The sequence below is a fragment of the Aneurinibacillus tyrosinisolvens genome (assembly GCF_001015055.1).
Classification (GTDB): domain Bacteria; phylum Bacillota; class Bacilli; order Aneurinibacillales; family Aneurinibacillaceae; genus Aneurinibacillus_A; species Aneurinibacillus_A tyrosinisolvens.
Genome location: NZ_BBWZ01000002.1, coordinates 170,455 through 194,677 on the forward strand (window position 1 = coordinate 170,455; position 24,223 = coordinate 194,677).

Sequence of the window (24,223 nt, forward strand, 5' to 3'; positions counted from 1 at the left end):
GGAGCAAGTTACATGAATTTTTGTACGAAATGTGGATCGCAACTCGATCCCGAACTGCCGCACGAGTGCCCGAATGAAGTAAAGCAGGCGCAGGCGGAAATCACAGCAGGGGCGCAGCAAAGCGCGGCCACCGTTACGGCACAGCCACATCCAGCCGCCGAAAAGACGCTCAATGTCCAGGTATCCTTTAGCCCGCAGAAGGTATTCAGCCTCATTAAGGATCCGTTCGCAAGCGTCAGGCTTTCCGCGGAATCGGACATGCTGTACGGGCTGCTCGGCATCCTTTTTTCGGTTATCGGCTACGCCATATGGGCTAAGGCATGCGCCAGCCAAATCGAAGACATGGTACGAGAGGCAATGGGCGGAATGTCTTTCCTGTTCGGACAGATGCCAGGCTTCTCGATTGATTTCTCCAGGCTATTATTATTCTGTTTTCTTTCCATTGCTTTACTTCCTCTTATCGTATGGCTGTTTGCCAACTGGGCCGGGACCGAGAAAAAAGGATTCAAGGGAATGCTGACGGTGCTTGGCGGTACCCAGTGGTTCACGTTTGCCGGCTTTATCGTGACGTCGCTTGCCGGCTATCTGTCGGTTAAGTTTGCGCTGCTGCTATTCGTCGTTGTGCTGCTGTGTAACTTAACGATTGTGATTCAGGCAGGACTGCTGGGCTTCCTGGTGCCTGTCCGCCATTATATGAGGACGATTGTCCTATCCGTTGCCGGCTATTTAATTGCCTTCATGCTGGCTGTACAAATACTGCTATAGAGAGAATAAGGGGGGATTCCATTGTTTTGTGGTTCATGTGGTAAGCCCGTCACACAGGGGGACGCTTTTTGCGGCTCCTGCGGGGCAAAAGTAGAGAGAGTAGAACAAGTTGTGCAGCAAGAGGTTGCGGCCGCACAGGAAGCGATTCCGATATACACACCGAATGTGGCAGCCGAGCCGGCACCTGCGTATGAGGTTAAGCTGGGCAGCCCGAAGAAGTGGATTTTCGCCCTGTGTACGATTGCAGTGCTCGCAGGGGCGTATTTTGGTGCACGGTTTTTTCTGCTCGGTCCGGCAACACCGGAGAAACTGCAGGAAGCATTTAATAACGCGCTGAATACGCATGATACAGCCGCACTGGCCAGACTAATCGATCCGAATCAGAAGCCGCTGCAGGATCAGAAGGCCATCGCTGCTTTTTCCGAAAGCCTCAACAAGGAAGCGATCGCAAACTATGGAGCAGGCATTCAGACTGCTGTAGATCGCGTGACGGAATCGTTGAAGAATGACAGCTCCGGAAAAATCCGAGCCTGTCTTTCACCGATGTGTCCTGGGTTGGACTTGTCGGTAAATCTTCGTGGCTCGGCACACAGTGGTATGTTCACCTTCCACCCTGCCAGATTAAAATGGAAGAAAACAGCGGCGTGAAAACAAAGCTGACGGTGAAAGGGATGGATACAGAGAACGGGCAGGTAGGCATGCTGTGGCCGTCTGTGTATGAGTATGAGGTGGAGGCAAGCAATGACTTTGCCTCAAGAAAAGCCAAAGAAAAAGCCAACTTCCTCGATATGGTGGGTTCATACAATAACGATACCTCAAAGACGCTTACGCACCCTGTGAGCGTGCAGGGAATGTTCCCTACGTTAACGGTTTACTTCCCGGAAGACCCGGGTGCGAAAGTGAAGCTGAACGGAAAGGAACTGCCGGCTGGACAGCCGAGCATGGCCCTGATGCCGGCACCTGATAAGGCCGAGTTTCGCATAACAGCGAACGTGTCCGGGCAGAACGTGCAGCGTTCGGTTATCGTGAATCCGGCGCAGGAGAGCGAAGTGAACCTGCAGACTGCGCTGAATGAGGCTAGTGACGAGATCGCTGCGGCACAACAGGGAGTCCAGAATACGATATACACGTATCTTAACGAGCGCATCGGTGCGATTAATTACAATGACTTTGGCCGTATCTCCAGCATAATGGTGCCGAACTCGGAGATTTACAATTATAACAAGGATTTGATCGCCAGGTACGTGGCGAAAGGCATTCAGGAATCGCTGGGCAGCTATGATATTACGAATATTACAAAGGTGGGCGACGGCGTGTATAAGGCCGACGCTTACGAACAGGTTACGTATTATTATACGGATGGAACGCAGGAAACGAAAGATTTTCGGTTCCGCTATACCGTGAAGTATGACGGATCGACCGGGATTATTAGCGCGCGGGAGGAGATTAAGTAAAACAAAGCCTCCCAGAGTGCATGGGAACTGTAAACTTAAAATTGGACACTAAAAGAAAGAACCTCATTGATTATGCACTAAGAAGATGGCCTCGACATTGATTCGGGGCCATCTTTTTTAATGTCGATTGGTAGCGGTGGTCCTTTCCGCAGGAACCATTACTTTTAGTGCGAATACGACAAATTTAATATTATATTATTAATTAGGATATGAAGCCAATATTCTGACTCCTGGGCTCGTATGTAATCCAATGACTTGTGGATATTCGACCCCTTTCCACGGAGTGGCTAAACCTATGCATAAGTAAATATCATCAAGGTTCCCAGTTGCATTCCCATTTATAACATGAGGAATCCACCTGCAATCCTTTACGATATAATCTCCCATTCTAGTATGTGGGTTAGTTATATTAAATGAATTACTCGTAAAACTCATTAAAGGCCTAACCTTATCATCATAGGTCTGGGTATAATGTTCAAAGCTATCTGCCTTTACTAAACAAAGACTTCTGCCCTTTGCATTAACAGTAGCTTTAAATGCTTGTTCATCTTCGTGCTTATCGCTAAGAAAGTCTATTAATTGGTCATTCGTTAATCTCTTTTTCAAAGTAAGATTTGAGGCATGGATATCCTCTGTATGATTAGGATACTGGGTTTTGTTTGGAGCTTGGCCTGTAAATTCTAAAACGTCTCCTGGCCTTAAAAAACCATTATTTTTTGCACTAATTTGCTGTGCTTTCCAAAAACGGCTAGGCCCAGTGGCAGGGATAGGTCTTACCCATTGTCCATCCGGAGTCATACCGGCAATACAGTATTCATCAAACGCTTTAGTGACGGCCAAGATACAAACTTCCATTAAAATTCCCCCTAAAATAAATGAACGATGTCTACCTTTTTATCTATATGGTTCTGGATGTACTCAGCAAGCAACCTACGGTGGCAGTGATGTGGCTTATCTTCACTGCATAGAAAGCAAACTCTTTTATCCTCTAATATTTCAGGAATTCTAGTTTCTATTTTTCTCTTATATAGAAGCTCTATATAATGTTTTTCATACTCACCCCATGTGATTGCTTTTTTCTTATAACTAGTTAAAATTTCCTCTGTAGGTGCTAAGGAAACGTCATGGCGATAGTCTATATTAACTAATTCCATAATATACTCTAAATCACCTTTTTTGGAAAATCCCGACAATTGCGAAGTGTTATTTAATCTAGTGTCGATTAATCGATTAATATTTCCTTCCTGTAAAAAATCAACAAATTGCCGCAAAGACTTTTTCGAAAAACCCAGTGTGTAAATTTGAAAATTCAATTAAACCCCTCCTTAGAATAATGTTATCTGTTCTACAAGAACAGGGTTTAACTCCTCTGCTTTCACTCCATAGGGAAGAAAAAACTCTCCAACAAGCCTTCTATGGCAATATCGATGATCTGCACAGAAACAAATTAAAACTACGTTTTTACCTTGTAAAAGTTTTTTATATACATCCCTGAGACTGCGTATCTTTTCATCAGTTTCTAATTCTTTAGAGAATAAATTTTCATATTCAGGCCACCATTCTTTAGGTGGCTTACCTTTCCAGCTACGAATAAAGCGTTTGAAAAGTTCTGGAGAAGGAGATAAATTTTTAACTATTACAGTATCTGGTAAATCGTAGCCCGCTCGAGTTATTTGCCAAAGTTCCGCCTCAACTTTTAAATTTTTTAGCCCGGCAGGATTGGTAGTATATAGCTTGCCGGGTGGGGTAGGATGCTTTTTGGACAAAGTAACTCACTCCTTTGATTTTTACTCAAGTATAACATAGTCAATAATACAAAGCCCCCTTAGTGTTTGAATGAACGCTTGGGGGCTTTGCTCTTATAGGATATGTTTTTTACAGCGGGCGGGTGTTATAGCCTTCTATCTTATTTTTATCCATCCACCTCTTCTTGCTTGCCATCAGGTCGGCTAGATCTGGATCCGTACTTCCCTTCACGGTTTTAAGCAGCCGCTGCGCCTCCCACAAATCGTTGTACGTGAGGATTGGATAGTCCGCTTTGATTCCTTTCCCGTCTTCATACGCATAGTTTAAATCGCCGTTCGGCTTTATCCAGAAGGATTTCGTATTTTTAATCCCGTACAGCAGCTTTTCCGCATACGTGCGATAGGCTTCGTTTTTTGTATCCAAATACATCTCCAGCAAATAGTTCATTTCCGCGAGCTGGTGGTTGAGAGACGTATGTGCGCGTTTGTGAGCACCTGGATGGCTGTAATCCGGAACAAGCCAGCCTTCCTGTTTCTCGCCTTTTACAGCTACATGCTCATCATCCGCATGCCGGATAAGCCAATCGGCGTACCGCCGGGAAGCTGCAAGGAATTCCGCGTCGCTGTATGCGTGGGAGCCCCGCAAGAGGGCAAGCGCATGGTCGGTATTAAACCGTGTATCATAAAAATCGCCATCAATTTGATAATCCTTCCACAGCCAGTCCGAGCGAGGACCCGACTCCCAGTATCCGTCCGCATTCTGGTTCGCCAGCGTCGTCTTCAGCATAAGCCAGCCAAGGTCATCGGCGGCCCGGCTCCCGTCTTCCATCACAAATGCGTTGGCAGCATAGTTAATCGGGCTGCGCCAGTACACATCTTCCCCTGACGGCGTATAAGAAGGCGGTGTCTTCTCGTACATTCCGTCCCAGCTCCATTTGCGGTCGTTTCCGATGTTCACCCGCGTCCACTGGGCGGCAAGCTGTGCTTTGTTTAAATCGATCAGCTGATTTTTGGATTCCAGCGCCCATATTTCCCCGACAGCGTCGGGATGACGGGTGAAGCGGAGTGTCAGTATATATCCGTCGTTCGTCTTTGCAATACTAACGGGAGAAGATTTATATTCCTTCATGGTTTGGCGCTGTCCGGGCATGTAAGACGCCGGGTAACTCATTATCATATGGTAGCTGTCTGTCGAGAGGATGCCTGCGTATTCCGGAAGAGACCCGTTTTTAAGCGAAACCGTTTTTAGCTTTTTCGTCCCATCTATGTTTTGTGTGTATGTAAAGGTTCCGCCTGCGCCGGGGATTTTTAATTGAAATATGTAGGGCTGGCTTGTTTTGTCCGTAAAATGAAGCCGTTTTATCCAATACCTGTCTCCGTTTGGAAAGGCGGTGATTTTCGTTTCAATTTGTCCGTTGTCGATGGTGTCCGTTCGTGTCGTCTCTATTGGCGTCGGTGCTGGTGCATTTTCTGTCAGCGATGGTGTGTTGGCTGAGGTGTTTTCCGGCTGGGGAAAGGATAGGCTGCTAAATAAAAGAAGCAGGAAAACACCCATAGAAATTACTTTTTTTCTCATGTGGTCCTCCTTTGCGGTGATGAACGTATCTTCTTCTTTTCCCTATTTAAACCGGATTCAATACGTTTGCCGGGAAAATGCTCAATTGTGCTTATGTCCAGCAGGGAAAAAGAAGGAGAAGAAGATAGCGAGCTGCATTAACACATATGGTAGTTGCAACTTTGTTCTTCCAATAAACGTCCTTTATAACACTAGGCTTACTAGCAGGCTAAAACAAGGCGAAAGTTTATGTAATACAGGAGGTTTTTAACAACTGTTAAAGAAACAGTATTTATATATAAGAGAGAAAAAGGGGAGAAAAAAAGATGCAAAAGAAACGGACAACCCTTTCGGTGCTCGCCTTGCTGATGGCGGCGGCAGCAGTTATACCGATAGAGATAGCAATGCCGCAGGCGGAGGCGGCGCCCGCAACAAGCTTTGTTTCCGGGAACGGTGGAATGCTTTATGCGTCGGCTGAAAGCACAACGGCCACATCGGACACCATATCGGTTACAGGCCTAACTCTAAATAAAACGGTTCTTACAATGACAGCGGGAGCACAGGCTGAGGTGCTTTCTCCGATATTTACCCCCAATAATGCCACAGACAGACGAATTGCCTGGGGTTCCAGCAATTCAACTATAGCAACGGTCGATAGCAACGGCAGTGTGACGCCGATAGCTGCCGGTACGACGACCATTGTAGCTACTTCCGTTGAGGGCGGAAAAGTAGCATTCTGCCAGGTCACCGTAAATCCGGCTCCAGTCGCGCTGACAGGCTTCGATATTAATAAGAAGTCACTTTCCATGACCGCGGGGGGAAACACGGAAACGATAACGCCTATCTTCACCCCGGCAAACGCGACGAACAAAACGGTAACATGGTTATCAACCAATCCAGGCATCGCCAGCGTAAGCGCTAACGGAATCATTACGCCACTAACAGCAGGCACAACCACAATCATCGCCACAGCAGCCGGAAACAGCCGATCTGCTACGTGCGAAGTTACCGTCTCAGGTGTAAGTCCAAGCGGAATTACCTTAAACAAAACAAATCTTTACCTTACGGCAGGAAGTTCCAGCGAAACGCTCACAGCTACCGTAACACCATCGAATGCGACAAATAAAACGGTAACATGGACCTCCAGCAATACAAGTGTGGCAACGGTAAACAGTTCGGGAACGGTCACCCCTATAGCTGCAGGAACAGCGACGATTACGGCTTCAACTGCCAATGGAACGAAAACAGCCGCCTGTACGGTTACTGTATCATCTGCCAGCACAAGCATATCGGGTTTTAACGTCTACCGCACAGGAGATTCAAGTATAGAAATGCGCTGGAGCGGGACAAGCGGAAGCGTGAACGTGGAGGTCAAAAGAAGGGGCGACGATACGAGAGTCGATTCGCGCACCACGAGCAGCCGCAGCATTTCCTTCAGCGGCTTGTCTTATGATACAGAATATACTGCATACGTAGACGGACGCTACATGCAGTCGTTTACCATTCGAAACATGTCTTCCCACTCGGATCCGACAAACGTGCGGGTGAAGAAGACGGCCAGCCAAAGTGTGGAGGTTACATGGAGCAGTACGAGTGGGGATGTTCTGGTTGAACTAAAGAGAAGAAATGAAAGCTATACAACGTCTTCAAGGACGGCAAGCAGCCGGAGTGCGTCCTTCAGTGGATTAGACGAAAGCACACAGTATGAAGTTTACATAGACGGGGAGTATATGACTTCGTTTACGATTCGGGATCTATCAGATGATAGTGAGGCTCGTAATGTTGTAGTGAGAAAAAATGGCTCTTCCATAGCTGAAATAAGCTGGGAAGGCACAACGGAAGAAGTGCATGTTGAAATCAAAAGACGGTCGGACAATACGGTTGTCGACGCACGCTGGACAAGCAGCCGCAGCGCCTCTTTCGGCAGCCTTTCGCCCAATATAGAATACGCAGTCTACATTGATGGTGTATATATGGATTATTTTACGCTCGATGGGACCTCCCAGCAGCAGCCGCAGGGTCTTACGGTTAGACAGAATGCAGCGGGGCATTCTGCTGAACTCTCCTGGTCCGGTACAAGCGGCTCAGCGGAAGTTATGGTCGTCCATGAAGGTTACCCGATATCTAGCATTAAAACATCTGATTTAAAAACCACGGTTTATGGGCTGCAGGGAGGCCAGCAATACATCGTCTACATCAATAATCAGTACATAGGTAGTTTTGTTTTCGAACAGGCGTCCCTTTTTAGAGATGTGCAGAGGCACTGGGCACAGGCGCCTATCGAGCAACTGGCGCGCAGTGGTGTCATCAGCGGATTTCCTGACGGGACTTTCAGGCCCAACGCTGCTGTAACGAGGGAACAATTTGTCATTATGCTGGTGAAAGGCATGAAGTATCCGCTAAGCAATCCGAAAAATACAAGCTTTAAGGATATTCCTGCTAACCATAGAACAGCCCAGCACATTTATACCGCCGTGCAGAAAGGGATACTTGTTCCAAAAGAATACGGCAGCTTATTCTCTCCTTTAAAACCAATAACAAGGGAAGAGATGGCGGTTATGGTTGCCCGGGCAGTAAAATACGCTGCCGACGAAAGAGCGCTGCCATTCAGAGATAAAAACAATATAAAAAATAAAGGGCTGGTAGGAGCGGTTGTGAAGAGAGGAATTCTGAAGGGGCTTCCGGACAATACGTTCCGTCCTGCCAATACGCTGACACGGGCGGAGGCTGCGGCTGTAATCAGCAGAATATAACTTTTTCCGGTTCCCGCTAATCTTCCCGTGCAGAATTTCCGATAACTTGAAAAGGAAGAAAGTAAAACAACAGGGGGGGAAACCATGTTTTCCGTTTTCGAAAACCACGGCATTAACGCTTGTATTGCTGCTGGCGATTTCCGGCATCCTGCCTTCTATCGCTTCGGTCGTATATGCAGCAAACTATTTTGATCTTGACCAGAACGAAGTCGAGAGCGCTCTTACTGCTCAATCACCATACAACTATACGCAATCCACCATTGATTTATCAGGGAAATTAATTAATGGTGTGGCCGATAGTGACTTATCAGTGAAAGTTGAGCAAATCTTGCTGAATGGTACGACAGAAAAAGTAGTAAACACAAACAATCAAAAAATGGCTTCGCCCCAGCCAGGGAAGTTTGAGGCGCTGGGTGTCCCTTTATATGACGGACTTAATAAAATTACACTCTCCGGAAGCATTGGAAGCGGGCAGAGAGGCGAGCAGTCGCATTATATTTTCTACAACAGCAATATCTCCCTGCAAGGTGTTAAAGCTTTTGCCGGTTCGAACGAGTACATTCTGTCTGAGTCAACGGCAGTAACGGTTTCCCAGCAGACGATTTCTCTGGAGGTTACAGCGTTGAATGCCGAAGAAGTCATTATAAATGGCAAAAACGCGGCTCCTGTCGGCCAGTCTAAGTTTGTATCTACCCTCATCACCCTTCAACCGGGGAGAAATGATATTACGATCACATTGAAGAACCGCACAACGGAACGTCCGTATACAAGAACGATCCACTTCTTTGATGGAAAGAATTTGTTTGTTGATGCGAACGTAAATGTGAAGAAAATAGACGGCAGCTATACGGGTGACCAGGCGCTTATTAATAACGAGCCAACCTTTAATGTCGACTTTAGCAATGGCACGAACAATATTACCGCCGATTTTAAAGGGAAATTGCTGCTGCCTGCTTCACTTGCATTCAATGCAGGCAATCTTGATATCTCATTAAATGGCACGCCGATTACAACCGGAATTACACTTGGTTCTCCTCAGCCGCAGGGCGACTCCTATACAACATATGATCTTACAATTACCGGTCTGCCGCTGCAGCCGCCAGGCACAAATAAAGATTTCCGCCTGAAAATCGGAACACAAAATTTATCGGTCAGTACGACATATGAAACATTCTTTAATTTTCATCTTAAAAACGACAGCATGCGCATGGTAACCGGAGTAGATTGGATAAAGAATTATCCAGATGGCCCGCGTGTTCCTTTAAGCAGTACAACAACGACCGTTATCCCTAATTCTGAAGTATACCTGGCGGTAAAAACGAACCGACCTGTCCCGGCAACACCGGGCACTCCGGTAACCGATTGGCTTGCACTGGACATCCCTTATGGTGGAAGCGGTATGACGATTGCCGGAGTAAGCAACACGACAAATGAAGTAATTATTCAGGTTACAGGGATCCCGGAAGGAACGCATTCCATTTCGTTTCATGACAAGGCTGTAACGGATTCTAATTATTACTTTGTCGGAAATATCAGCTATGCTTCTAATTCAGGCATCATTTTCAAAAACATGTCAGATGGTATGACGTTTACAACGACGGACAAGCCGAACAAGCTCGTGTTTGAATTAAACAATATGCCGACCGGCTATGACTTAAATGCTTCGGGATCCTCCCTGCAACTCGGGAATATTGAGCTGCTTCCGGCAACGTATAATTCCAGCACGAAGGAATATACGGTTGACCTGACAGGAACGAGGGAGTTAAGGTCCGGAGAGAACAAATTTGTTTTCGCATTGAAAAACAATCAGAAGCTCATCACTACAAGGGCGCTTTCTGTCTATGTTATCGATGATAAGATTCCAAAGATCTACATTTTCAAGCCAACGTCTTCCAATACTACAAGACCGGATGTAACAAGCAAGCAATCGCTTGCGGACAGTGCCGGTATTAGCTACAACTTCAGCACAAACCAGCATACGACAACGAAAACAGCGTTTGATGTTATGATTAAAGCAGACCAGGTTCGTGATTTGTTGTTAACGATGGACGGGAAAGACCTGCTAAAAACGACAGGGCCGATTCCTGAAGGAACAACAGACGCAGATGTTAAGGCAAACATTCCAAGTACAACCCTGTCTGTCGACGGGAAGACGTATGATGTAGACCGGGCGTACGTACCGAGTGGAAGCGATGCTGGCCTGTACCTTCGCATCCGGGATGTCAACTTTGTGAATGATGTAGGAACACGTTCGCTTGTCCTGCGTATTACAAACCATAAGGGCGCCCAAACGGTTGCTAACATGGTGGTAACAAGGGAATTCACACCGTACACGATTATCTCTCCAAAGCCGACCGAGGGAAGCAATATCGTTGTGACAAAAAACTTCGTAAATCTTGAGATTTACGCTGAAAAAGCTGACGCTGTTATGATCGGAAAAGATAAGGCAACAACGATACCGGAAAAGCCGGACCATTTCTTGTATGAGTATGATACGTTAAAGCCAGGTAAGGACAACGTCATTAAGTTCACGGTTGTTCGCGGTAAAGACAAAATAAACGGACAGGTTAATGTTTATTATGCAAACAGTGAACTAGTGGGTGCGATGTTCCGGGGACCGTTTAAAACAAAAATGGATGCGTTCAGCAAAAAACTGTCGCTTTCCTTCCCAAAAGACACGTATCTGAAAACAAAGCAGGCTCGTGATGCATCTGAAATGGGGACAAACGAGATTCTCAAGAACCAGAAGCTCTTATTCGGGATTGCTGATTTGAAAGACGGCATGGTTGAACACGTAACAGATGACGGTCATGTCATTAGCCCGTCATCTGCACTAACGTCTAGATTCTCCACGATTCCACGGACATTTGTGCCTGCCAGCGATATTTACTGGATTAGCGGAGGGCTCGCCGACGTAGGGAACGACCCGTCGGATTCCATCTATAAGCGGGCGCTTAATGGATTGACACCGTACAATGACACAGATTTCTCTTTGAACTATACACAGTATACGCAGAACCGCATCCTCGTCCCGACAAAACGCGGAACGTTAACTCTCGCTTACTCCGATAACACACGGATAGGAGCGGGCACGAACGTAACGGTGTTCCGTTATAATTATATTAACAACGGTGTATGGGAAAATGTCGGCGGAACGGTAAATGCAAGCAAGAGAACCATTACCGTACCTTTTGATGAGTTTGGTTACTACGTCGTTATGAAATGGCGGGACAGCTATTTTGACGTGAAAGGCCACTGGGCACAGAATGCTTTAGAAACCCTGTATTCCAAAGGATTAATGCCAAGCAAAACGGTAGGAGAGTTCGGTGCGAACGATCCGGTAACACGCGGAGAATTCGCTCAGCTCATTGTAAAAGCATTGAACCTGCCGCTTAATTACGTGGAAATCGGCGAGAAGAACGATAGACCGACCTTCTGGGATGTGGATGAGTATGCTCACAGCTTGCCAGGTGGAGAGTCTTACAACGGGTACCTATGGGAGCATAAATATATTGAAACAGCAGCCCGGGCAGGTATCATCGGTGGAATGACCGGCAACTACTTTGGAGCCAACCTGCCAATCCGCCGTCAGGATGCTGCGATTATTCTGTCACGTGCACTTGATTTGAAGCTGGCGAAGAATGATAGCAAGCTGCTGGGCAGCCTGCAGAAGATGTTCACGGATGGAGCAACGGTTGACTTCTATGCGCGTCCTTCTGTAGAGGCGATAGCGAAGGCGAAGCTTATCGGAGGCAAGCTGAATAAGATGGGACCGAACGATAAGAAAGCTACGTATCGCTTTGATCCGAAAGCGAACATGACAAGAGCGGAAACAGCCGCGATTATGGTTCGTGTGATGCAGTCTAAGTTAAAGACGCTGCCGAAGGATGTTGATACGACAGATCCAGAGGGGCAATTCTAATAGAAATGAAGGAGCGGCATGATACATAGTCTGCTCCTTTTTTTATCGTTAAAGAAAGTATATGTTGCTTTAAAGTGTTAAAGTAAATTACTATCATGGGACCGCGCGGTCCCAAAGGCAAAGAAAAACATCGCGGGCGATGACGACTTTTTTCTTTCCCCCCTGTGGAGCGTGTCGAACATAGGGCGAAAAAGACCGGCAATTGTCTCCATCATTGAGCTACCCAGATGTTTTGCCGGTCCGCCCGGCGTGAGACTAAGCGGCCGTCCAGCTTCCAGAAGGGGAAAGGACGAGCGGCATGCCCGCGATGTTTTTCTTATCAATAAACTTCATCATTGATTTATATAAATATTAATTTACATAAAAAGGCCACCTCGTTATAATGTAAAAGGAATAATAATCAACAAAAAATTCGGTGCTTTTTCATAATTCGATAAAAAAGAAGAGGTTCTCCGATTTCCATTTTTTTCTTGGTGGTTTCCCCTTAACAAAAAGCGAAAAAAGCCGATAACTTTAAAAGACAAAGAAAGATAAAGGAGAAGAATCTTTCAGAAATTAAAAGATTCTTCACAGATTTCACCAAAAAATTACATTTTCTATTAAAAAATATGGTAGAATCAACACAACTACCGTATAAAATATGTATACAAGAAAGGGTAGGTATTACTTACATGGAATCACGCGAAGAAACGATTGATTTACGGGAGCTTTTTACGATTCTTCACAAACGTCTCTGGATGATTATTTCTATCACCTTAGTGGCAGCAATAGCCAGTGCGATTGTGAGTTTTTTTGTGTTAACCCCAATTTATGAGGCGAAAACTGAACTGCTGGTAAACAAATCAGAACAAGCGGACAAGCTGGGTATGATTTCAGCTTCCGACATTCAATCCAACCTGCAGCTTATTGATACATATAATGTTGTCATCACAAGCCCTCGGATTATGGATGAGGTAGCGGTAAAGCTGGGGCAACCAGACAAAACGGCTGAATTAACCAAACAAATCCAGGTAAGCGCAGTGAAAAACTCGCAGGTCATTTCGATTACTGTCCAAGACCCCAGCCAGGAAAAAGCGGCAAACATCGCAAATACGGTTGCCACTACTTTCCAGGATGAAATTGTAAAACTAATGAAAGTCGATAACGTCCAAATATTAACAAAGGCAAAAACGGAAGAAAAACCATCTCCGGTAAAGCCGAAGCCTGTCTTGAATATTGCCATTGCTCTTGTAGTTGGATTAATGATATCTATTGGCCTTGCTTTCCTGCTTGAGTATCTTGATAACAGCTTAAAGAATGAGCAAGAAGTTGAAAAACACCTTGGACTCCCGGTCCTTGGCGCAATTTCTATCATTGAAGTAGATGTAGAGGCTGCCGTGAAACAGCAGCAGAAAGATGAAAGAAAAGCCCAGGTGGCTGCTACAGGAGAACGCTAATTATGAGTATACAAAACCTTGATGAACGCTATAGCAAACTTGTCGCTCACTGGAACCCGAAGTCTCCAATTGCGGAAGCCTATCGAACCATCCGGACGAACATCCAGTTTGCCGGGGTGGACCGGGAAATAAAGACCATCCTTGTTACAAGTACCGGCCCATCTGAAGGGAAGTCTACCACTTCCGCAAACCTAGCTATTGTAATGGCGCAGTCAGATAAAAAAACCGTTTATATCGATGCGGATATGAGAAAACCAACCGGACATCATACGTTTCATGTGCCGAACCGCAAAGGACTTACTTCCTATTTAGCCGGTCAGGCCGCGCTTGATGAAGTGCTGCAATCTACGGAAATTCCGAACCTGCTTGTTATTCCTGCCGGCCCGATTCCGCCGAATCCGGCTGAACTTCTCGGTTCGAAGCGTATGACGAGCTTTTTAGAGCAATTAAAACAGCAGTTTGATTATATTGTCATTGATACACCGCCAACAGTAGCGGTTGCTGACTCAACGATTCTGGCTACACAGGTAGACGGCTGTATTCTTGTTGTCAATGCGGGAAAAACGAATCGCGATCTGGCACTCAAAGCCAAACAGCAGCTGGAAAATGTGAATGCCCCTCTGCTCGGTGTTGTGCTAAACAATAAAGAAATTAAAGGGAATAACTATTATTACTACTATTACGGAGAAAAGCAAAATAATCCCAATGAAAAAAAAGGATTGTTTTCAAGAAAATAGTTCATATATACTAGGAATATAGAATTATAGAAGTGAGGAGGGGAATTTGATGATTGTTGATATTCACAGCCATATTTTATGGGGGCTTGATGACGGAGCGCAGCAGCCGGAAGATACGCTGGACATGGCGCGGGCAGCGGTTGCTGACGGCATTACTCACATTGTAGCTACACCACACCATAAAGACGGAAAGTATCATAATCCGGCAGCCAGCATCCGTGAGCGGGTAGCTGAGGCGAATGTGCTGCTTGCCGAGCATCAAATCCCCCTTACGGTTTTACCGGGCATGGAGCTGCATTTATATGGGGAAGTCATCGAAGATTTTCATGCTGCGGAGCAAACGATTCTAACGTTAAACGATGCACAGCAGTTCATCCTGCTTGAACTTCCCCATGACCATGTCCCCTGTTATACACAGCAGCTTCTATTTGATATCCAAGTCGAAGGATATGTACCCATTATTGCCCACCCGGAAAGAAACAGAGAAATACGGGAACACCCGAATACGCTGTACCGCATGATCGAAAAAGGAGCGCTGTCTCAGCTAACGGCTGCCAGTGTTGCCGGCCAGTTCAGTGCTGATTTACAGAAAATTTCGTTGGATTTAGTGAAGCATAATCTTGTCCATTTTATTGCCTGTGATGCCCACAACATTACAAGAAGAGGATTTGCATTGCAGGCGGCCTATAACTGGGTTGAGAAGAACCTGGGTGTGTCATATGTGCAATCTTACCAGGAGAATGCAAGGAAGATCGTAAGCGGTCATGAGATTTATGTGCCCGAACCGAAAAGAGTGGAGAAGCGGAAGAAATTTCTCGGTCTTTTTTAATAGATTAATGATAGACTGACATTTTTATAGATTGGCGATGCCTCCTTGCCATTATCAATGGAGACACTCGGTTGTGCCGTGGGTTTTACTAACATTCCTTAGATGCGTGTCGTCGATGGTACAGTGTGAGGTTGGGTTTGATGCCCGTTTAAAAAAATGTTAACTTAACAAAAAGAAAGGGTTTGTAAACCCTTTCTTTTTGTTTATGTAGATAAATTTCATTCTTCTTTATCAAAATGCAAAGGATGTCTCGTTAGCGCATTCTTTAACTGCTGTGAGGAAGTATGTGTATAAATCTCAGTAGTACTCACACTTGTATGTCCAAGTAATTGTTTCAATTCGATAAGGTTTACTCCTTGAGAATATAAAAGGGTAGCGAATGTATGCCGCAATTTATGGGCGCTAAAATGCTTCTGGTCAATACAGGCCAGCTTGGAATACTTAATGAATATTTCATGAACGGTCCGCCGGTGAATCCGGTGCCAGTTCTGGTCTCTGCGTGTAAAGAAGAGAGGGCGAAAAGTAAAAAAATCTTCCCCTAAAAGCTGTTCCCTATATTCAAGGTAGGCTGTTAAGTGCCTGAGTAAAGGGGAGAGGATGGGAATCACGCGTTCCTTACGACCTTTTCCGTATACTCGAATGGTTTGACTATGTAAATCAACGTGCTGTACATCAAGCCCGGTAAGTTCGGAAAGACGAATTCCGGTATAGAGAAATAAAAGAATAATAGGTAGATCACGCTGTCGCTGATGGGAATGCTCCTGTATGACTTGAATGAAACGCCGGCAATCGTCTTCGGACAAATAAACAGGCAGCCTCTTTTCTAGTTTTGGTTTTCTCAATCGGATGGAAGGATTTGAATCGATAAGCCCTTCTTCATATAGAAAGGAAAAAAAGCCTTTAACCGAAGAAACCTTTCGTGCCCGGGCAGTAGCGCTGTTATGGCGAACATGCTGCAGATGGTGGAGGAAATGGCGCAGGTCACGATATGTTACCTGGTTCCATTGAACGCACTTTCTTTCCTGCAAGACCTGAATAAGAAGTTTCAAGTCCATTTGATATTCTCGGATGGTTCTTGGTGTCAGGTTTTTTTCTACTTCAAGATAAAGAAGGAATTCAGTGAGTTCCACTTCCATGGGACGATTCATAAATAAACAAACACCTCCTGTAATAGAAACGTGTAGAAGCAATGCGGCTGATAATGGAAATATATTACATTTTACAAATTTTGTAAATGAATTCTTGTAAAAGGCATGGTTTGTTTAACGAATATTAACAGGAGGAATAAAGCTATTATTTTTGCTGTTAGTACTGGTGCATAAAATCACCTTGTTCCTTGGCTTGTCTTCATATAGAAAGTAATAAGGGTGGGGGATTGGAAATTGTTTTTTTATCGGATAGGAAAGTATATATTGCTTTAAATCGCTAAAGGGAATTAGTGTTATGGGACCATGCCATGCTATAATAAAAGAAAAGAGGTGGTCGGGTGGAAACAAAGTGGATGAAGCTGTACGTCGATTTTGCCTTCAAAAAGCTGTTCGGCTCGCAGGAGAATGAACGGATTTTGATGGCGTTTCTTAACGCGATGTTGAAGCCGGCCTCGGAAAAGCGGATTACGGGCGTAACCATTCTGGATAAAGAAATGGGCCGGGAGTATGTGGAGGACAAGAACGCCATTCTTGACTTGCATGCCCGGCTGGATGATGGAAGCAAGGTCAATATCGAGATTCAGCTGGCCAATGAGCATAATTTACAAAAGAGGTCGCTGTATTACTGGGGAAGAACGTACATGGAGGGGTTTCAAAAGAGCGGAAATTATGCTGACCTGCCGCGTACTATTTCCATTAATATTACCGGGTTCTTGCTTTTCCCTAACTATCCGGAACGCTACCACATGGCTTTTGATTTACGCGAACGGGAAACGGGGTTTTTGTGGGATGATACGCTGGAGCTGCACCTGGTAGAGATGCCGAAGCTGGTTCGCTTATGGCGGGAAAAGCGGATTGGCATGGGACAGGACGAACTTGTGGAGTGGCTGCTGCTTTTGGAAGCGGGCGATGATGAAAATATTCGCAAAGAACTGGAGGTGCGGGCAATGGACAATCCGGCATTGCAGGAAGCAATGGAAAAGTGGGAAGACTTGAGCCGGGATCCGGAAGCGATCCGGGAGTATGAGGCGCGTCATAAAGCATTGATGGATCAGCTTTCTGCCATTAAAGAAAATGAGCGCAGGCAACAGCAACGATATGAGAAAGGTAAAGAGGAAGGTAGGATTGAAGAAAAGAGGGTTATTGCGTTAAAAATGCTGGCGGATGGTATGTCGATTAAGCAGGTAGCAAATTATTCTGGCCTTTCCCTTGAAGAAGTTAAGAAACTTATGAAGAATTAATAAAAGCTGAGATTGATAATGGAAAAATATAGTTTCCATTCCTTCTGAACCAGTAAAAAAGGAAGACCATAAAGAATAAACATCCGCAGAAGCGGCCTTATTCTTTCTGTCTTCCTTTTTTTATGGCGGAGTAAAAACAAATGTTGATTTGGTTTGATGAGGCTTCATCATACTCATATAAAAAAGACGTATCGTGTATATACTGAAGCAATTTAAGAAGGGAAGAAGTTTGAGTTATCAAAAGCGTTTAGCTAATTTGGTATTAATAGATTCTATTATAGTAATACTGTGTTAGACATTTAATAGAAATAGAATTATACATTTGAAAAATGGAAAAATTGAAATTCATGAACGTGGAGTAGAAGGTGTAATAAAAGAAGTGTGTCAGAATATACAGTCTATTCCTAAGTAGGATTAACTGAAGATTTAATAATGTACAGTAGCTTAAATGAAAATGAAGATAAAAATTTTAAAGGTCTAAAAGTAAAATAATTCCAATACTGAAAGAGCTAGGTTGTTCCTTTGGGATTGGGGTGTAGTAAAATATAAATCTTTAAATAAACGGAGGGTTAAAGGTGGATTTAGGTATTAGAAATAAAAATGTACTTATTGTCGGAGCAAGTAAGGGTATTGGTCGTGCGATAGCGGTAGCTTTTGCGAAAGAGGGAGCAAAAGTAACGACTATAGCTCGTAGTGAGGAGCTACTTATTGATTTGCAAAAAGAGATAAATGAACTGAATAACGAAAACAATAAGTATTATGTTTCTGATTTGATGGAAGACAATGCTAATGCGCTGGCATTGAAAATATTGGAAGAACGGGGTGCTTTTGATATTGTCGTTCATAATGTCGGTGGTTCATTGGTGAGCAGAAACGCATTAGGTACTCTAGAAGAATGGCAGTATGCTTGGAAGTTTAATGCGGGTATCGCTATTGATATGAATAATATACTGATTCCACCAATGATTGAAAAAGGGTGGGGAAGAGTAGTCCATATATCTTCTATTTCGGCTAAGATGCTTAGAGGTAATCCCTTGTATGCATCTTCAAAAGAGTTTTTAAATGCTTATGTTACAACGGTGGGCCGCGAGTTGGCATCAAAAGGTGTTGTAATGACAGCTGTAATGCCGGGAGCAGTTGCATTTCCAGGAAGCTATTGGGATAACTACACACACACCGATCCAGCAAGATGTGAAGATTTCTTAAGACACCACCAAGCAGCCGGACGTTTCGGGACAGTCAAAGAAATAGCAGACGTTGTATTGTTCATGGCAAGTGAGCAAGCATCATTTATGCAGGCTGCTCTTATCCCAGTTGACGGCGCAAATATGTAGAGGGGTGGAACCGTTGAAAAGATTATTCGATGTTGTCTTTAGTTTAGTTGGACTCATAATTTTGTCACCGATCCTTCTTATTATTTCCATCTGCGTTGCAGTTACTTCTCGGGGAGGCATTTTCTTTAGGGGGGTACGTGTAGGACAGCATGGTAAGCCATTTAAAATAATTAAGTTCCGTTCCATGGTTAAAGATGCCGAGGGAAAAGGTAAATGGAATGTCGGAGATAAGGATGACCGCATAACGCCAATAGGACATTTTCTAAGAAATACAAAAGTAGATGAACTTCCTCAGCTCATCAACGTTTTAATTGGAAATATGAGTTTTGTAGGGCCACGTCCTGAATTGCAGTTCTATGTGGATATGTACACAGAGAAAGAGAAAAGAATACTTGATTCTAAACCCGGTATAACAGACTGGGCATCAATAACGAACTTCGATCAGTATGAGAGTTTCACAAAAGCAACCGATCCAGATGAAGTATATCTGAAATATATTCGTCCCTTGAAACTTCAACTGCAATTATATTACAGGGACAACAACTCATTTTTCAATGATATAAAAATTATATTTTGGACAATTTATAAGGTTATTTCACGTTCAAAGAAATTACCGAAAGAGGTAGCATTTATCGTAGAGGCTTATAAATTAAAACAAGTTGAGATTGAGATGGCAGAGGCAAATAAAGAAGTCGCTTCAAATAAGGGAGAAGCTAAAGGTATAGAAGTAATAGTTGATGCAACAAAGGGAGGTTTTTCAGCATGACAAGCGAACAACTCGCATGGAAAATTAGACGTCATGGCATTGAAATGACGCATATATCTCAAGGCTCTCATATAGGCGCAATCTTATCGGTGGCCGATATTGTAGCAGTACTTTATAACAACGTAGCTAATGTCAACCCGCAAGACCCCAAAATGCCTGAGAGAGACAGAATAATACTTAGCAAAGGACATGCTGGGGCTTCGATATATGCTGCCCTCGCAGAAAAAGGATTTTTTGATGTTGAGGAACTGAAAACGCATTATGCTGATGGAAGCAGACTATCAGGACATGTTTCCCACAAAGGGGTTCCGGGTGTTGAATTTTCTACTGGTTCCCTGGGTCATGGATTGTCCGTGGGAGTTGGAATGGCTTTAGCGGCGAAAAAAGATGACAAACAGCATAAAGTCTATGTCATCTGTGGTGATGGTGAGTGTGATGAAGGTGCTGTTTGGGAAGCTGCTTTAGTAGCCCACCATTACAAACTAAACAACCTCATCGCTATTATTGATCACAACAAAATGCAGAGTCTTGATTTCTGCGAAAATACTATAGCATTATCACCTTTCGCAGATAAATGGAAGGCATTTGGTTGGAATGTGATTGACATTAATGGTCATGACCACAACACTTTAAAGGAAGCTTTTGCTGAGGCCAAAGTGTCGGTAGCAAAACCAACGGTGATTATTGCAAATACAATTAAAGGTAAAGGGATATCTTTTATGGAAAATGACATTCTTTGGCATTACCGCTATCCGCACGAAGGTGAAGAATATGATACCGCAGTCGCGGAATTGGAGGCGCAAAGATTATGAGAGATACCTTTGTGAAAACATTGATAGAATTAGCAAAAAACGATAAGAACATACTCCTTGTTACCGGTGATTTGGGTTTTGGTGTTTTGAAACCGTTTTGGGAGCAGTTTCCTGACCAGTTCCTTAATGTTGGTATTGCAGAGCAGAATATGACAAGTCTCGCAGCGGGAATGGCACTGGAAGGAAAAACGGTCTTCACATATTCTATAGGGAACTTTCCGACTTTACGCTGTATTGAACAAATAAGAAACGACTGTGCGTACCATAACGCCAATGTAAAAATTGTCTGCATAGGTGGTGGCTTTGTATATGGTTCTCTTGGGATGAGTCATCATGCTACAGAAGACCTATCAATTATGAGAGCTTTACCCGACGTGGCTGTTTTAGCCCCCGGTGATTTAGTTGAAGCTGAGTATGCTACAAGAGCAATTTATGAGAATAATGGGACCTGCTATCTGAGACTGGGCAGAGGTGGCGAAAAGAGAATACACGATAAAATAGATGATTTTAAGATTGGTAAAGCCATTAAAATTAAAGACGGTGTAAAGGTAGCAATTATGTCTACCGGAGGAATATTTGACGAGGCCTTTGAAGCGAGTGAAATGTTAAGTGAGAAGGGTATAACTCCTGCTTTATATACATTTCCGACAGTTAAGCCAATAGATAAGGAAACGATTGAGGAATGTGCTGAGAAGTTTACCTTGATTGTAACTATCGAAGAGCACAATATTGTAGGTGGCTTTGGCAGCGCAGTATCAGAAGTGCTCGCTGAATTAGGTGGTCGGAGAGCAAAAATATTAAGGATAGGGTTAAACGATAGATATTCAAGCATTGTTGGTTCTCAAAAGTATTTGAGAGATGTCTACGGTATGAGCGCCATGAAGATTGTTGAAAAGGTAGAGGGTGCTTTAAGTGAGTAGGATACTGTTTTTAACATCTGATTATCCTGAAAATAGTAAAGGTAATTTGTATGTGGATTTAGTTGATGAATTTGTAAGGAATGGACATCAGGTAGATGTTATATCTCCGATTGAACGCAGATATAGTAAAAAGACAACATTAACTCGAAATGGCAATCTTAGTGTTTTATATATCAAGAGCTTGAATTTAAGAGGCAATGTTAATCTAATTGAAAAGGGCATAGCAACTTTATATGCTGGATATTTATATTGTTATGCAATCAATAGGTATTTTAAAAGTATAAAGTACGATATAGTGATTTGTGCGACATTGCCAATCACTTATGCACCAGTTATGAGAAAGTTAAAAAGGGATTTTGGAACCTTTTCATATTTACTTCAGAAAGATTTCTTTCCTCAAAGTGCTGTTGACCTTGGGGTACTGAATAAAGGTTCGCTAGTGTATTCACTATTTAGATGGATTGAGAAAAGGTTATATCGTGCCTCCGATATGATAGGCGTCATTTCAGAGAAGAATATCGAATTTATTACCAAGGATAATCCTCAATTAGAATCAAATAAGGTTGAGGTATGTCGTAATAGTATTGTTCCAGTGCCACAGAATATTATAGAAGACATGAAAATGAATAGAAATAAGATAAGAGCAAAATACGGAATTCCCGATGATTATGTGGTTTTTGTTTATGGCGGCAATATTAGCCGAGCGCAAGGAGGTGACTTTATCATTGATGTTGTAAAAAGGTTTGATGAATGTAATAATGCTTTTCTGTTATTCGTTGGTAGTGGAAATGAATTTGAAAAGCTCAAAGAAGCAATTAACAGGAGTAAATGTAAAAATATAAAGATTATTAATAAACTTTCGAAACAAAATTATGATGAATTGCTTGCGTCCTGTGATGTAGGGCTCGTCTTTTTAGATAAGAGATTTACAATTGCTAATATTCCATCAAGAACCCTATCCCATTTGAATATGGGACAGCCCATATTGGCTGCTACAGATACCTTCACGGACTTCAAAGAGGTAATTTTAGAAAATAATATTGGTCTTTGGACAAAAAGCGATGATGTCAATGGTTTTTTAGAGAAGGTTAAACAATTAACTAATGATGCTGAATTAAGAATAAGTATGGGAGAGAACAGTCGAAAGTATCTTTTAAATGATTGTGATGTCTCTATATCTTACAACGCAATAATAAAACACTTGAACTAAAAAATGTGAGTTTAGACAAAGTTGTAGATTTAAATTCTTTGAATTTCAGAATGTAGAAAGTGGCGATATTATAGTTAAGAACTGCATTTGTGAAAAAAATAGAGAGTTTATAATTATAAAAGAGGCCTGAAAATGTTGGTTTTTTAATAAACTTCCTAAGAAGGAGTATGATTAACGGCTCGAAATAGCTGGTATAGGTCTTTTAGAAAAAAGATTTATTGCATATAATTGCCTATCAAAACTAGTTGTATATTTGGAATGATATATTCCTGTTTTAGCAGAAGCAGATAAATTAGAAAATCGAACATATATCAAAGAAATAATCGGAGAGTGGACTACGATTAGAAAGTGGAAATATAGGTTTTTCTATTGATAACGTAAGAAAACTTTCGCTATATAAAGGTTTGCGAAATAAAATATACGTAAAGAATATTTAGAAAATGATCATGATAAAAGAAATAATAATAAATCATTTATAAAATGGAGATGATGTAAGGTGTTCAACGATAAAACTCTACTGATCACTGGAGGTACGGGTTCCTTCGGTAACGCAGTCATGAAAAGATTCTTAGATACCGAAATAAAAGAAATTCGTATCTTTTCTCGTGACGAAAAAAAGCAAGATGATATGCGAAAGCTCTATAAAAATGAAAAACTCAAATTTTATATAGGGGATGTAAGAGACTCAGCAAGTGTTAAAAATGCAATGTATGGAGTAGATTATATTTTTCATGCCGCAGCATTGAAACAAGTTCCATCATGTGAGTTTTTTCCTCTTGAAGCTGTAAAAACTAATGTAATGGGTACAGAAAATGTATTAACCGCTGCTATAGAATATGGAGTTGAAAAGGTGATTTGTCTTTCAACAGATAAAGCAGCATACCCAATTAATGCAATGGGAATTTCAAAGGCAATGATGGAAAAGGTATTTGTAGCAAAATCAAAAACAGTATCTTCTGATAGAACCCTTATCTCTGGTACGAGATATGGTAATGTAATGGCTTCACGTGGGTCGGTTATTCCATTGTTTATTGAACAAATTAAAAGTGGACAATCTTTAACAGTAACAGATCCTAATATGACAAGATTTCTAATGAGTTTAGAAGAGGCAGTCGAGTTAGTGTTATTTGCTTTCCGAAATGCTGAGGCAGGAGATATTATGGTTCAAAAATCCCCTGCAAGTACCATTGGTGATCTTGCTCAAGCCGTAAGGGAACTTTTTAATGCGGATAATGAAATTAAAATAATCGGAACTCGTCATGGTGAAAAGAAATATGAAACACTTCTTACTAAAGAGGAATATGTAGTAGCAGAGGATTTAGGTGGCTTTTATAGAATTCCCGCTGATCAAAGAGATCTTAACTATGATAAGTATTTCGTAGAAGGAAATCAAAAGCTTACTAATGTAGAAGAATATAATTCGGATAATACACAAATTCTAAGTATTGAACAAATTAAAGAAAAATTACTTGAGTTAGACTTTGTGAAAAATGAGCTTAATAAATGGAATAAAAAGATTCACGTAATGAACTAAATAGTGGAATTAATTGATGAATATTGTTGATACAGGTGCAAGTGGGTTTTTAGGAAAAAATC

Annotated in this window: 21 protein-coding genes; 16 read left to right on the forward strand and 5 right to left on the reverse strand. The window is 42.8% G+C overall.

The window, feature by feature from the left end; translation table 11 throughout:
• The first annotated feature begins 12 nt into the window (after window positions 1–12).
• The 3 genes from MBEAL2_RS02855 to MBEAL2_RS02865 are packed head-to-tail and all read left to right on the forward strand — an operon-like array spanning window position 13 to window position 2,219.
• Window positions 13–765, forward strand: coding sequence for a hypothetical protein (locus MBEAL2_RS02855; protein WP_047150824.1), 753 nt, complete (start codon window positions 13–15; stop codon window positions 763–765).
• Window positions 766–786: 21 nt separating this feature from the next.
• Window positions 787–1,413 carry a zinc-ribbon domain-containing protein gene (locus MBEAL2_RS02860; protein ID WP_047150825.1) on the forward strand — a complete coding sequence of 209 codons (627 nt, stop codon included), beginning with the start codon at window positions 787–789 and terminating at the stop codon, window positions 1,411–1,413.
• Window positions 1,410–2,219, forward strand: coding sequence for a TcaA NTF2-like domain-containing protein (locus tag MBEAL2_RS02865; protein WP_047150826.1), 810 nt, complete (start codon window positions 1,410–1,412; stop codon window positions 2,217–2,219). Before MBEAL2_RS02860 ends, MBEAL2_RS02865 begins: the two co-directional genes overlap by 4 nt.
• A 198-nt stretch (window positions 2,220–2,417) precedes the next feature.
• Here the strand turns inward: MBEAL2_RS02865 and MBEAL2_RS02870 are convergent, their stop codons facing one another.
• From MBEAL2_RS02870 to MBEAL2_RS02885, 4 genes are all read right to left on the reverse strand, one after another.
• A complete protein-coding gene (locus MBEAL2_RS02870; RefSeq protein WP_047150827.1) occupies window positions 2,418–3,074 on the reverse strand; it encodes a dual OB domain-containing protein in 657 nt (218 codons plus the stop codon).
• An 11-nt stretch (window positions 3,075–3,085) separates the two neighbouring features.
• On the reverse strand, window positions 3,086–3,532 hold the full coding sequence (locus tag MBEAL2_RS02875) for a DUF488 domain-containing protein (protein WP_047150828.1): 447 nt from the start codon (window positions 3,530–3,532) through the stop codon (window positions 3,086–3,088).
• A gap of 12 nt (window positions 3,533–3,544) precedes the next feature.
• Window positions 3,545–3,985, reverse strand: a complete 441-nt coding sequence (locus MBEAL2_RS02880) for a DUF488 domain-containing protein (protein ID WP_047150829.1) — start codon at window positions 3,983–3,985, stop codon at window positions 3,545–3,547.
• A 109-nt stretch (window positions 3,986–4,094) separates the two neighbouring features.
• Window positions 4,095–5,540, reverse strand: a complete 1,446-nt coding sequence (locus MBEAL2_RS02885) for a glycoside hydrolase family protein (RefSeq protein ID WP_052947388.1) — start codon at window positions 5,538–5,540, stop codon at window positions 4,095–4,097.
• Window positions 5,541–5,845: 305 nt separating this feature from the next.
• On the opposite strand from MBEAL2_RS02885, the gene MBEAL2_RS28800 reads away from it, so the two are divergent.
• The 6 genes from MBEAL2_RS28800 to MBEAL2_RS02910 all read left to right on the forward strand — a co-directional run bounded on the left by MBEAL2_RS28800 (window position 5,846) and on the right by MBEAL2_RS02910 (window position 15,196).
• Window positions 5,846–8,272: an Ig-like domain-containing protein gene (locus tag MBEAL2_RS28800; RefSeq protein WP_052947389.1), complete on the forward strand. Its 2,427-nt coding sequence runs from the start codon at window positions 5,846–5,848 to the stop codon at window positions 8,270–8,272.
• Window positions 8,273–8,318: 46 nt separating this feature from the next.
• Window positions 8,319–12,194, forward strand: a complete 3,876-nt coding sequence (locus MBEAL2_RS02895; RefSeq protein ID WP_047150830.1) for an S-layer homology domain-containing protein — start codon at window positions 8,319–8,321, stop codon at window positions 12,192–12,194.
• 171 nt (window positions 12,195–12,365) lie between these two features.
• The gene (locus MBEAL2_RS31540; RefSeq protein ID WP_161798152.1) at window positions 12,366–12,533 is read left to right on the forward strand and encodes a hypothetical protein; all 168 of its coding nucleotides are present in this window, start codon (window positions 12,366–12,368) and stop codon (window positions 12,531–12,533) included.
• A gap of 332 nt (window positions 12,534–12,865) precedes the next feature.
• A complete protein-coding gene (locus MBEAL2_RS02900; protein WP_047150831.1) occupies window positions 12,866–13,630 on the forward strand; it encodes a YveK family protein in 765 nt (254 codons plus the stop codon).
• Window positions 13,631–13,632: 2 nt separating this feature from the next.
• On the forward strand, window positions 13,633–14,367 hold the full coding sequence (locus MBEAL2_RS02905) for a CpsD/CapB family tyrosine-protein kinase (RefSeq protein WP_047150832.1): 735 nt from the start codon (window positions 13,633–13,635) through the stop codon (window positions 14,365–14,367).
• A gap of 52 nt (window positions 14,368–14,419) precedes the next feature.
• Window positions 14,420–15,196, forward strand: coding sequence for a tyrosine-protein phosphatase (locus tag MBEAL2_RS02910; RefSeq protein WP_047150950.1), 777 nt, complete (start codon window positions 14,420–14,422; stop codon window positions 15,194–15,196).
• Between the two features lie 218 nt (window positions 15,197–15,414).
• Here MBEAL2_RS02910 and MBEAL2_RS02915 read toward each other — a convergent pair whose 3' ends face one another.
• Window positions 15,415–16,344 carry a tyrosine-type recombinase/integrase gene (locus MBEAL2_RS02915; RefSeq protein ID WP_052947390.1) on the reverse strand — a complete coding sequence of 310 codons (930 nt, stop codon included), beginning with the start codon at window positions 16,342–16,344 and terminating at the stop codon, window positions 15,415–15,417.
• Window positions 16,345–16,682: 338 nt separating this feature from the next.
• Here MBEAL2_RS02915 and MBEAL2_RS02920 point away from each other — a divergent pair, with 338 nt between their 5' ends.
• The 7 genes from MBEAL2_RS02920 (at window position 16,683) to MBEAL2_RS02950 (ending at window position 24,161) form a co-directional block, all read left to right on the forward strand.
• Window positions 16,683–17,585 carry an Rpn family recombination-promoting nuclease/putative transposase gene (locus tag MBEAL2_RS02920; RefSeq protein ID WP_082129715.1) on the forward strand — a complete coding sequence of 301 codons (903 nt, stop codon included), beginning with the start codon at window positions 16,683–16,685 and terminating at the stop codon, window positions 17,583–17,585.
• 575 nt (window positions 17,586–18,160) lie between these two features.
• Complete coding sequence (locus tag MBEAL2_RS02925) at window positions 18,161–18,919, forward strand: SDR family NAD(P)-dependent oxidoreductase (protein ID WP_047150833.1); 759 nt, start codon at window positions 18,161–18,163, stop codon at window positions 18,917–18,919.
• A gap of 13 nt (window positions 18,920–18,932) precedes the next feature.
• Window positions 18,933–19,685, forward strand: coding sequence for a sugar transferase (locus tag MBEAL2_RS02930; protein WP_082129716.1), 753 nt, complete (start codon window positions 18,933–18,935; stop codon window positions 19,683–19,685).
• Window positions 19,682–20,497: a transketolase gene (locus MBEAL2_RS02935; protein ID WP_047150834.1), complete on the forward strand. Its 816-nt coding sequence runs from the start codon at window positions 19,682–19,684 to the stop codon at window positions 20,495–20,497. Before MBEAL2_RS02930 ends, MBEAL2_RS02935 begins: the two co-directional genes overlap by 4 nt.
• A complete protein-coding gene (locus tag MBEAL2_RS02940) occupies window positions 20,494–21,417 on the forward strand; it encodes a transketolase family protein (protein WP_047150835.1) in 924 nt (307 codons plus the stop codon). Before MBEAL2_RS02935 ends, MBEAL2_RS02940 begins: the two co-directional genes overlap by 4 nt.
• A complete protein-coding gene (locus tag MBEAL2_RS02945; RefSeq protein ID WP_052947391.1) occupies window positions 21,410–22,627 on the forward strand; it encodes a glycosyltransferase family 4 protein in 1,218 nt (405 codons plus the stop codon). The genes MBEAL2_RS02940 and MBEAL2_RS02945 overlap by 8 nt, the downstream gene beginning before the upstream one ends.
• Window positions 22,628–23,123: 496 nt before the next feature.
• Entirely contained in the window at window positions 23,124–24,161 is a 1,038-nt protein-coding gene (locus tag MBEAL2_RS02950; protein ID WP_047150836.1) for a polysaccharide biosynthesis protein, read from the forward strand.
• Window positions 24,162–24,223: the final 62 nt, after the last annotated feature.